The organism is Vibrio sp. (assembly GCF_047973365.1).
GTDB lineage: Bacteria > Pseudomonadota > Gammaproteobacteria > Enterobacterales > Vibrionaceae > Vibrio.
Window position 1 is genome coordinate 20,712 of the sequence record NZ_JBKEBW010000029.1, and the last position, 7,572, is coordinate 28,283.

The window sequence follows — 7,572 nt, forward strand, 5'->3', positions numbered from 1 at the left end:
AAGTAATTCTATGATTAAAAATATTGAAAAACAATTTAAAAAGTGTTCTTGTTGCGGGCAGTTAACAGCACATTATCGTAGGAATGTAAAACCGAGTAAGATGATGATTGCTATGCATGGTATCATCACGTTGATTACAGCAGGTATTTGGTTGATTATTTATATGCTTGCATGGCTGTATTTTGATAAAAAAATAAATAAATGGGAATGCTATGAATGTCAGAGAGTTAAAGACAATGAAAATGAGAAATAATGTAGTTTACATATATGTTAATTACACTCGTAATCATTGAGGGATAAAACCCTCCGCTGAACCACTGGAAGCGAAGGGGTTCCCGTCAAAATATTGTATTTTTCACATAGGGAACAAGAGGTTTTTATCACAATGAGTTATATAAATGATAGCATAGTGTAGTTCGTTTTCTAGCGATTGCTAATAAATTAATTTGGTTTATTCGTTATAAACCCTAAATTTTTAAATACAAATTTCAATAATCTGCAATTATATATTTTTTCCTCACCATTCAATCTTCATAAAAGCAGGCCAATGCTTTGGCTTTCAGTATCTGTAGCATCAATATTTTTCAGCTATCGCATAACTTAAAATGAACCATATTCATTAACGACTCGTGTGCGTCATTTTGCTTGTTTGTTGAAACAGGTTTACCTTAAATTGTATCTAGCTATTTTCGTAATAAAATTAATGAGATACAAGATTTTCCTGATTTATGTGGTAGTGTTATTATTCTTTAAATAGTTATTTTATTACTATTTATTATTACAGATGTTTACGCTCTTTTTGTGATCGATAATTACAATTATTCCATAATGCGGAATAATGATTTCATAATTTGAAATGTTGATGTAAATCTCATTTTTAATATGGGAGACACTATATCCTGATTAAAACTTGGAGTGAACATGACGAATGAAACTAAAAGTATATTAAAAGGGATGTCTGTTTTGGAATGTATTTCTATCGGAGCAAAAACGCTAAAAGAAATACAAGAAAAATTAGATATTCCTAAAACTACAATACATAGAACATTAAAGTCATTGGAACAAGGTAATTATGTTCGTGATGTAAAAGGTATTGGTTATGTTTTGGGAACGAGCGTGATACGTTTAGGTGTTCTAGCCCAAGAGCAAATGCCTTTGAAAACAATTGCTCGACCATATCTGGAAGCGTTGGCAAAAAAGACAAATGATACCGTTCACTTGGGCATTAAAGAAGGCGATTACATTTTCTATTTAGATAAAGTTTCTGGATCGCGTTCAATAGAAATGAAGTCTAAGATCGGTGATAGACTACCTATGGCGACCACTGGAATAGGTAAGTCCTTAATGTTGGATTTTCCTAAAACTGAAATAGACAGACTGATTGACACTTATGTCCGACCTTCAAAAAATTCTTTGATAAAAGAAAGAATGTCTGACTACTGTGAAAAAGATTATAGCTTTGATATTGAAGATAATGACGAGCTATTAAGATGTGTTGCCGTTCCAATTCGAAATAGATATGGCAATATAATCGCAGCCATATCGATAGCGAGCATCAATATTTATATGGATGAATCAAGAATGTATCGACTCATCCCTATAATGCAAGATACAGCAAGATTGATTTCTAGTGATATAGAAAATCTATAATTAAATCTAGTTGTTATAAATAATTTTGTTACCGATGAATTTAATTGGGAATAGTTCCTATTGTACTTAAGGTTGAATATATGTTTACAGATTTAAAAGGTAAAAAGGTAATTATTACTGGGTCTACTCAAGGTATTGGTCTTGCGATTGCCCAACAATTTGCTAGTCAGGGAGCGACAGTTTCAATTACATCTCATATTAAGCCAGATAATATTGATGAAATACTATTAGCACTAAAATGTAATGGTGGGAATGCTACTTTCCACTGTGCGGATTTTACTAAAGAACCTGAATGCGCTCGCTTTGTGAAAGAATTCGTTAAGATGCATGGTGGGGTTGATATTTTGATTAATAACGTTGGTGGCTTAGGTGGTCGTAAGCAACTTCCAGAAATCGACGACGAATTCCTGAATAAAGTTTTTACGTTAAATGTGTCTTCAGCCCAATACATGACACAACAATGCCTACCTTACCTAATTGAGTCGGCAAAACAGGATAATTGGACAGCGTCCGTTGTTACTGTGGGATCGTTTGCTGCGTACATGGGGGGCGGTCCTGGCGCCTCGTTATATGCCGCAGCAAAAGGATGGTTACACACCATCACCAAATCTTGGGCTACCGCCCATGCAAAAGATGGTGTTCGTTTCAATATTGTATCTCCAGGAACTGTTGATACAGCGTTTCATGCGGACAAAGACCAAGCAACCAGAGATCTTATTAATAAAACGATTCCACTTGGGCGATTTGGGCAACCTGAAGAAATGGCACCTTCATTTGTATTCCTAGGCTCTCATAAAACCTCTGGATATATTACTGGACAAATTATTAATGTGAATGGTGGTCAATATATGCCTTAGAGATTTAAGGCCAAGACGTACATTCGAAAATAGGTAAATCAATACATCTTACTCTTACCCTACATGGAGTTATTATGAAAAAATTTATTAAAACTGTTGGAGCTTTATCTGTTGCAGCTCTCGTCGCGTCACCTGCGATAGTATCAGCGGCTGATTATCCAACCCGTAGTATTGAAGTTGTTGTTCCTTATTCTGCAGGTGGCGATACTGATTTGGTTACACGATCATTTGTGGAATCTGCAAATAAATACCTGCCACAAAGTGCTGGTGTCGTTAATAAAACAGGCGGTGGTGGTGCTGTAGGTTTAACTGAAATTGTTATGGCTAGACCAAATGGCTATAAGATTGGTACCGGTACAGTTGAATTAGCGATGCTTCCACATCTTGGGTTGGTAAGTTGGAAAGCTACCGATGTAAAACCAATTGCTCGTTTAAACGCTGAACCGGCAGCTATTACGGTGAACGCCGAGTCTGAATGGCAATCTTTCGATGACTTCATTAAGTATGCTAAAGAAAATCCAGGAAAGATTCGTATTGGTAACTCTGGTTCTGGTGCAATTTGGCATATCGCTGCTGAATCATTGGCTGATAGAACTTCAGCACAATTTACGCATATTCCATACAATGGAGCAAATCCTGCTGCGACAGCACTACTAGGTAATCATATCGAAGCGGTGACAGTAAGCCCTGCTGAAGTTGTTAATCACGTTCGTAATGGTTCTATGCGTATTCTGGCCGTAATGGCAGATGAGCGATTGGCTGATTTTCCGGATGTCCCAACACTAAAAGAGAAAGGTGTTGATCTTTCTATTGCCACTTGGCGAGGTATTGTGGTGCCTAAAAAGACACCTGATAACGTCGTTAAAGTGTTAAGTGATGTAGCCTACAAAGTTAGTCAAGATTCTGAGTTTACTGATACTCTAGTTAAGATGAATTTGACACCTGCCTATTTGGATGCTGCAGACTTTTCGAAAGTGATTGAAAAAGACGATAAATTCTTTAATGAAATCATGACTAAGCTAGGAATGGCTAAATAATAACTATATGGGAAATGGTGCTGAAGTACTCAGCACCATTTTATTTGGAGGAAATCATGAAAGAATCAGTTTCAAAACAGGATGATTCCAATAAGATAGACTATCTTACTGTTGGTGTTTATGTTTTTTTTCTTTTAGTTAGTGTGTTTGCAATTGTTAGCGCATTAAGCTTTCCTAGCTTTACAATGTCAAATGATGTCGGAACTAGTCGCTTCCCTATTATATTTTCATCAGCATTAGGCTTACTTTGTATTATAGGTATAGTTCAAAATTTACTTAACAAAGTGAGTTATGACGTCGTTCCTATCGGTATAGGCAAAGCGAGCGTTGGGATTGTATTAAATATTTTGGCATTTGTTATTATTCCATATGTTGGGTTCTATATTTCGTGCTTTTTGTTTTCTACTGTATTAATGAAATTTTTAGGTATTAATGAAAAGCTAAAAATAATGATTATGCCTATCAGCTTAGTTATCGCAATTTACTTTGTTTTTCATATATTCTTAAATGTTCCTCTCCCTATTGGAATTTTATTTGAGTAATAAATATCATAGGTGCCGCTATGAGCAATTTTGAGTTATTAATGGGAGGTTTTTTAAACCTTTCAGGACAGCCTGTCGCTATATTTCTCGGTGTGGCGGGTTTATGTGTTGGTATTCTTTTAGGAGTGCTTCCGGGTTTAACTGCAACGATGGGAGTTGCAATTCTTTTACCATTCACTTTTGGAATGGATCCTGTTTCTGCACTATTAATGATTAGCGGTGTCTTTTTTGGCGGTATTTATGGCGGATCAATCACTGCTATTCTATTAAATATTCCCGGCACGCCTGCTGCGGCTGCAACAGCTCTAGATGGTTATCCGTTAACATTAAAAGGGAAAGCGGGTTCAGCACTGGGTTTTGCAACGATATCCTCGGTGATAGGGGGGATCGTTAGTGTATTTATATTAGTGTTCTTGGCTCCGATACTGGCTAAGTTTGCTTTGAAGTTCTCTGCACCAGAAAACTTTGCGTTAGCGATATTTGGCTTAAGTATTATTATCAGTATATCGAGTAAATCCATCATTAAAGGGTTAGTCACAGGTTTTGTCGGACTTTTGGTTTCTACTATTGGACTAGATCCTATGACGGGATATCCAAGGTATACGTTCGGCAATCCTGAATTAATGGTGATTCCGTTTATTCCAGTAATGATTGGGTTGTTTGCAGGCTCCGAAGCGTTCAAATCTATTTCGGAACCAAATAAAACAGCTAGGGCTGACATTCAAATCTCCAGTGTTGTTCCTAAACTGAAAGAAATTAAGAAACATGGTTTCTTGATGTTTCGTTCCGGTATTATTGGCAGTTGTATTGGCTCTGTACCTGGGGCTGGTGCTGATATTGCTGCTTTTGTTTCATACAACGAAGCTAAGCGATTTTCAAAAGATGGTAGTAAGTTTGGAACAGGTCGTATTGAAGGGGTAGCCGCGGCAGAAGCTGGTTCTAATGGTTGTACCGGTGGGGCAATGCTTCCGATGCTCAGTTTAGGTATTCCAGGTGATGCCGTAACTGCTGTCATGCTGGGAGCACTTACATTACAAGGCTTACAACCTGGACCTTTGCTATTTAAAGAGCACTCCGAGATGGTCTTTACTTTGTTTGCAGGGATGCTGATCTGTTATGTTGCTTTACTATTTATTGGTCTAGCGACTTTGAAACACTTAGTAAAAGTGTTGTCTATGCCGAAATCGTATTTAGTTCCTATTATTTTGAGCTTATGTCTAGTAGGTACGTTTGCAATAAATAACTCTGTATTCGATATTGGTGTCATGTTAGTGGCTGGCATTATTGGCTATTTCATTCGCTTACGCGATTTCCCTGTATCACCAATTGTACTTGCTATGATTATGGGACCAATGGCAGAGTCTAATTTCAGACGAGCGCTAGCTTTACATAGCGGTAGTTTAGATTTTCTATATACGAGACCAATAACTCTAACTTTATTGTCAATTGCAGCTATTACAGTATTTTTTCCGCTAATTAAAATAATTTTCAATTATACAAAAGAAATTTTTTATCAAAAATAACTCAGGTTTAAATAGGAAAGATTATGAATGAAGTATCCATTAGCGATGAAAGTATTATAAATATTCCTTATCGTAACAACGTTGGTGAATCACCATTTTGGAATCCAGATAAAAATAGTTGGTATTGGTTAGACCAAGCAGGGGACATATACGAATATAATCCATCAAAGAATCAATGTATTAAAACAGAAATAGGGCAGCGTCTGGGTAGTATGGTTTTGTCGGAAAGCGGTGAATTAGTCATTGCTGGAATGAAATCGATATTTTCAATTCAAGGTGATACTGTTAATAACATCGCATCCTTAGAGCACCCTCATGAAAATATGAAGTTTGCCGATGGTCGCTGTGATCGACAAGGGCGATTCATGGTGTCAACTATGTGTCCAGATATTACTCAGCAAAATGAATGGGGTAGCTGGTACACTGTTTCTGCTAACAACATCTATAAAGCTACATCTGAACATTATATTATTCCTAATGGTTCTGCATTTAATGCAGAGGGAAATATATTTTATTTCTCTGAGACGGATACAGACAGAAGACAGATCTACAAATGCAATTACGACATTGATGATGGGATAATTACTGATATCAAACCTTTCTTGAATTTATCTCAAGACAGAAGTTTGGGTCGTCCTGATGGTGCGGCAATTGATGTTGATGGGTGCTACTGGGTATGTGGACTTGATGAGGGTGTTATTATGCGCATCACGCCGAACGGTAAGATAGACCGTATTTTAAAAACACCAATGAAAAAGCCAACTATGTGTTCGTTTGGTGGTTCTGATTATAAAACGCTGATTGTGACATCGCTATGTCGAGGCGAAAACGACTTATTAGAAGATCCAAATGGGGGATGCGTGATGCTCGTTGATTTAGGCTACCAAGGTATAGCCGAACCTCGTTTTAAGGGGGTGTAACTTATGACTGTTCAAGATTTAATACCTTATATTGTAGCCGTTGACTGGGGGACTTCTTCCTTCAGAGCGAGAGCGGTAGCAGAGTCAGGCAAAGTATTGGCGACCGTTTCTACGAATGAAGGTATTCGCAATGTTGGTGGTGAATTTAAAGCGGTCTTAGCTAAACATTTATCTCAGCTTGAAGGCTATTCTCAAGGTATGCCGATTGTTATGTCGGGAATGATAGGCTCTCGTAACGGCTGGAGAGAAGCACCATATACACAATTACCGTGTAGTTCAAATTCCCTCGCAAGCAAAATGTTGCCTTTAGAAATAGAAGGTATTGATAATCTCTTTGTTGTTCCTGGTGTTTTCAAAACAGGGGAACAATCAGATGTTATTCGAGGTGAAGAAACAGAGATTGTTGGCGCAAGGGACTCACTAATGCTTCAATGATCATTCCTGGAACACATTCAAAGGTAGTTTCTATTGAAGATGGTTTTGTCGTGGACTTTAAGACGTTTTTAACGGGTGAAATGTTTTACGCATTATGTGAATCAACGATTCTGGGGACATTTGGTAAAAACGTTGATCCGAATAGTGAATGGTTTTATCAGGGGGTTATCAGAGGCGCTAAGTCTAAACATTCGGGTGACCTTCTTTCGCTATTATTCTGTGCTCGAAGTCGAGTTCTTGTTGATAATATGCCTGAAGACCAGTCTGCAAGTTTTATAAGTGGTTTGCTTTTAGGTTCGGAGATTGGTGCTTCACAGTACAAAACCCAAGATATTTGGGTCATGGGGAATGGCAATCTGTAGTGGTCAATAAAAATTGGCCACAGTTTTAGAGTTCTCCCAATATAATCGTTCTGATTCATTGGGTGTTAACCCGCCATTATATTGATGGGGCCTAAGTTGGCTGTAATAACCAACTATATATCTCGTGATTTGTTGCTGAGCTTCTGAAAAGCTCCGATATCCTGCCGTTGATACCCACTCGGTCTTTAAGCTGCGGAAAAAGCGTTCCATCGGTGCGTTGTCCCAGCAATTTCCGCGTCTCGATAA

10 protein-coding genes are annotated in these 7,572 nt (G+C 37.6%); 9 read left to right on the forward strand and 1 reads right to left on the reverse strand.

The window, feature by feature from the left end:
* Nucleotides 1-10 precede the first annotated feature (10 nt).
* The 9 genes from ACK5MF_RS05015 to ACK5MF_RS05055 all read left to right on the forward strand — a co-directional run bounded on the left by ACK5MF_RS05015 (nt 11) and on the right by ACK5MF_RS05055 (nt 7,326).
* Nucleotides 11-253, forward strand: a complete 243-nt coding sequence (locus ACK5MF_RS05015; RefSeq protein ID WP_416919968.1) for a hypothetical protein — start codon at nt 11-13, stop codon at nt 251-253.
* 668 nt (nt 254-921) lie between these two features.
* On the forward strand, nt 922-1,650 hold the full coding sequence (locus tag ACK5MF_RS05020; RefSeq protein ID WP_416919970.1) for an IclR family transcriptional regulator: 729 nt from the start codon (nt 922-924) through the stop codon (nt 1,648-1,650).
* 80 nt (nt 1,651-1,730) lie between these two features.
* Nucleotides 1,731-2,507 (forward strand): SDR family NAD(P)-dependent oxidoreductase, encoded by a 777-nt coding sequence (locus tag ACK5MF_RS05025; protein ID WP_416919972.1) that lies wholly within the window; start codon nt 1,731-1,733, stop codon nt 2,505-2,507.
* Between the two features lie 74 nt (nt 2,508-2,581).
* Nucleotides 2,582-3,544, forward strand: a complete 963-nt coding sequence (locus tag ACK5MF_RS05030; protein WP_416919974.1) for a Bug family tripartite tricarboxylate transporter substrate binding protein — start codon at nt 2,582-2,584, stop codon at nt 3,542-3,544.
* Between the two features lie 56 nt (nt 3,545-3,600).
* Nucleotides 3,601-4,086 (forward strand): tripartite tricarboxylate transporter TctB family protein, encoded by a 486-nt coding sequence (locus ACK5MF_RS05035; RefSeq protein ID WP_416919976.1) that lies wholly within the window; start codon nt 3,601-3,603, stop codon nt 4,084-4,086.
* A gap of 20 nt (nt 4,087-4,106) precedes the next feature.
* Nucleotides 4,107-5,609: a tripartite tricarboxylate transporter permease gene (locus ACK5MF_RS05040; RefSeq protein ID WP_416919978.1), complete on the forward strand. Its 1,503-nt coding sequence runs from the start codon at nt 4,107-4,109 to the stop codon at nt 5,607-5,609.
* A gap of 23 nt (nt 5,610-5,632) precedes the next feature.
* Nucleotides 5,633-6,529 carry an SMP-30/gluconolactonase/LRE family protein gene (locus ACK5MF_RS05045; protein WP_416919980.1) on the forward strand — a complete coding sequence of 299 codons (897 nt, stop codon included), beginning with the start codon at nt 5,633-5,635 and terminating at the stop codon, nt 6,527-6,529.
* Between the two features lie 3 nt (nt 6,530-6,532).
* On the forward strand, nt 6,533-6,964 hold the full coding sequence (locus ACK5MF_RS05050; protein ID WP_416919982.1) for a 2-dehydro-3-deoxygalactonokinase: 432 nt from the start codon (nt 6,533-6,535) through the stop codon (nt 6,962-6,964).
* Nucleotides 6,961-7,326, forward strand: a complete 366-nt coding sequence (locus ACK5MF_RS05055) for a 2-dehydro-3-deoxygalactonokinase (RefSeq protein WP_416919984.1) — start codon at nt 6,961-6,963, stop codon at nt 7,324-7,326. Before ACK5MF_RS05050 ends, ACK5MF_RS05055 begins: the two co-directional genes overlap by 4 nt.
* Before the next feature lie 3 nt (nt 7,327-7,329).
* Here ACK5MF_RS05055 and ACK5MF_RS05060 read toward each other — a convergent pair.
* Nucleotides 7,330-7,572: integrase core domain-containing protein (locus ACK5MF_RS05060; RefSeq protein WP_416919986.1), on the reverse strand; the 243-nt coding region annotated here is incomplete at its 5' end.